5 protein-coding genes are annotated in these 2132 nt (G+C 46.4%); 4 read left to right on the top strand and 1 reads right to left on the bottom strand.

Features of this window, described 5'->3' with window-relative positions; all coding sequences use genetic code 11:
- Nucleotides 1-38 precede the first annotated feature (38 nt).
- The 4 genes from DXU84_RS24875 to DXU84_RS24860 all read left to right on the top strand — a co-directional run bounded on the left by DXU84_RS24875 (nucleotide 39) and on the right by DXU84_RS24860 (nucleotide 1719).
- Nucleotides 39-308, top strand: a complete 270-nt coding sequence (locus DXU84_RS24875; protein WP_153376838.1) for a hypothetical protein — start codon at nucleotides 39-41, stop codon at nucleotides 306-308.
- 145 nt (nucleotides 309-453) lie between these two features.
- A complete protein-coding gene (locus tag DXU84_RS24870) occupies nucleotides 454-939 on the top strand; it encodes an Hcp family type VI secretion system effector (protein ID WP_037035838.1) in 486 nt (161 codons plus the stop codon).
- 10 nt (nucleotides 940-949) lie between these two features.
- Nucleotides 950-1393, top strand: coding sequence for an STM2901 family protein (locus DXU84_RS24865; RefSeq protein ID WP_037035837.1), 444 nt, complete (start codon nucleotides 950-952; stop codon nucleotides 1391-1393).
- A complete protein-coding gene (locus DXU84_RS24860) occupies nucleotides 1387-1719 on the top strand; it encodes a DUF1493 family protein (RefSeq protein WP_037035835.1) in 333 nt (110 codons plus the stop codon). Before DXU84_RS24865 ends, DXU84_RS24860 begins: the two co-directional genes overlap by 7 nt.
- 170 nt (nucleotides 1720-1889) lie before the next feature.
- Here DXU84_RS24860 and DXU84_RS25290 read toward each other — a convergent pair.
- Nucleotides 1890-2132, bottom strand: a 243-nt coding sequence (locus DXU84_RS25290) for a hypothetical protein (RefSeq protein WP_228389066.1), incomplete at its 5' end; no start/stop codon positions are given.

Genomic DNA, 2132 nt, shown 5'->3' with positions numbered 1-2132 from the left:
TTTGACTGACATAAACACTCCTTCATTAGGCCTCCATTATGAGGCAAAAAAGTGTCTACGAAACCCGGGTCTATTCATGGGACACGGTAGAGGATTGGAAACCTTACGCAAAGTTTGCAGCAATGAATCATGTGTTTAGTTTGCCGTCAGGTGATTGGCGTGATGAAGAATCTGCCCCGTTTCCGTTCCCCGTAAGACATCGTGAGCCGATGAATGAGCACAACGAGTTTGCAGAAGTAGACCGTGAAGGCTGGCATGATTCCACCGACAGGAGAGACTGGACGGACGGTGAAGAAGAATTTGAATGACTGACCAAGCAGACCCGCTCATAAGGTGGCTATTTAGTATCTGGAATAAAATCTCCCTATAAGTCAAATTTATGAATTTTTATTGTTATTGGTCATTCTTGCGTGAATAATTTATCTCCACAATTTTCAAAAGGAGATTTGAAAGATGGCTATACCAGCTTACCTATGGCTCAAAGACGATGGTGGGGCGCTTATCAAGGGTTCGGTTGACGTTCTGAATCGTGAGCATTCAATAGAAATCACCTCATTTAGCCATAACCTCTACATTCCCACGGATGGCAACACCGGCAAGTTGACCGGTACACGTGTCCACGGTGCACTTATTTTCGAGAAAGAATTTGATAGCTCATCGCCCTACCTGATGAAAGCAGTTGCCACGGGTCAAAGTCTCAAATCCGCTGAATTCAAGTGGTATCGAATCAATGACGCTGGTCAGGAAGTCGAGTATTACAACATGACGCTAGAAAACGTTAAAATCGTGTCAGTAACGCCGATGATGCATGATTGCAAAACAGTCATAAACGTAGGACACCTTGAACAGGTGCAGGTCAGGTATGACAAAATCACATGGTCGTATCTTGACGGAAACATTCAGTACAGTGATGCGTGGAATGAGCGCGTAACCGGATAGGTGCTGCAACATGGATACAGTTGAAGAGCTAAACGGAACGTACTTCTATCGGGGATTCTCTAACCTGTCATCGGGTGAATTGCTGTTCTGGATTTTCTTGGACACTACCGCTGAACATTTCGGTGTTGATGACTTCCTGACGATTGGCTTAATTCTGCTTGGTCAGCCAGAGATTGCAACAAGAGGGAAGCCAGTAGGCGCCACACTTGGAACGTCACCACTCAGTTCACAGTTGCGTCATTTACTCGACGTCAAAACCAGACGTTTACCCACGCTGACATCGGGGAGTATCAAGCGGCTCAAGTTCAGCTATGTGACAAATCTGGGGGCTTTCGTTGGTAGGTGGATTCCAATTCTGGGGATTATCATCATTGCTGCTGATGTCTCTACGATAGCGTACAAAGCTACGAATAAGTACAACACCATAGCTCGAGGTAATGACAAACTATGGTAAGCAACGAGGATGTCATAGAGTGGTACAGCCAGCGATTCAACAAGCCCGTGCTGTTTTCTAAGAAACGGATTCCGGTCACGATTGACACCAGCCTGTCAACTGGTCGCTATGTCTGGGCAAGTGAAACGGGTGCTGAGATTATGGATGAGTATTTTGAGAAATTCGGGGTAGACCCTGCTGGATTCGATTTCTATAAATACTGGCCTGTAGAGACCTTTATCTTATTTGCGCTGTGCACGTGTGGCGCTGATGACGATGAACCTCAACCGTTAACGCTCAAGATGTTGGCAGATTCTGCAAGGGCTGGAAAATGGCTTTATGACTGATTGCACAGACCCGCTGAGAGGCGGGTTTTCATTATCTGGGTCAGTAGCTGGTAAGTACTGGTGCATGTACGTCATTTCTGAAAATTGGGCAGGGTGGGTGGGTACGGTAGATTTCACATAGAAGCGTCAATAAAAAAGCCCCAGATTAAGGAGGCTCTTGGAATCAGTCTTTAGCGTAGAGATTTCAGGGCGGCGTTATTCTTACGTCGGCAATCAGGGCAGTACCACGCTTCACCGTCAGGCTGACGGTCTCCACAGTTAGCTGTTGACCCTTGTACCGGCTTACCGCAACCTTCAACTTGTGCGTTCAGTTCTTCTTTCGTGTAACTGCTGTTATGTAGTGATGTTATGGACGCCCCTCCCTGAAGTAGCCAGTGCCATACTCTATTGACTGCAATTAATTCAGGAGTGAT

Source organism: Rahnella sp. RcJ3 (assembly GCF_009498575.1).
Classification (GTDB): Bacteria; Pseudomonadota; Gammaproteobacteria; order Enterobacterales; family Enterobacteriaceae; genus Rahnella; species Rahnella aceris.
The sequence above is the reverse complement of the archived record's forward strand: the minus strand, read 5'-3'. Positions and strand labels throughout refer to the sequence as shown.

Coding starts and splice junctions, on each gene's coding strand:
- DXU84_RS24875 (WP_153376838.1), top strand. CDS start 39: ATGAGGCAAAAAAGTGTCTACGAAACCCGGGTCTATTCATGGGACACG.
- DXU84_RS24870 (WP_037035838.1), top strand. CDS start 454: ATGGCTATACCAGCTTACCTATGGCTCAAAGACGATGGTGGGGCGCTT.
- DXU84_RS24865 (WP_037035837.1), top strand. CDS start 950: ATGGATACAGTTGAAGAGCTAAACGGAACGTACTTCTATCGGGGATTC.
- DXU84_RS24860 (WP_037035835.1), top strand. CDS start 1,387: ATGGTAAGCAACGAGGATGTCATAGAGTGGTACAGCCAGCGATTCAAC.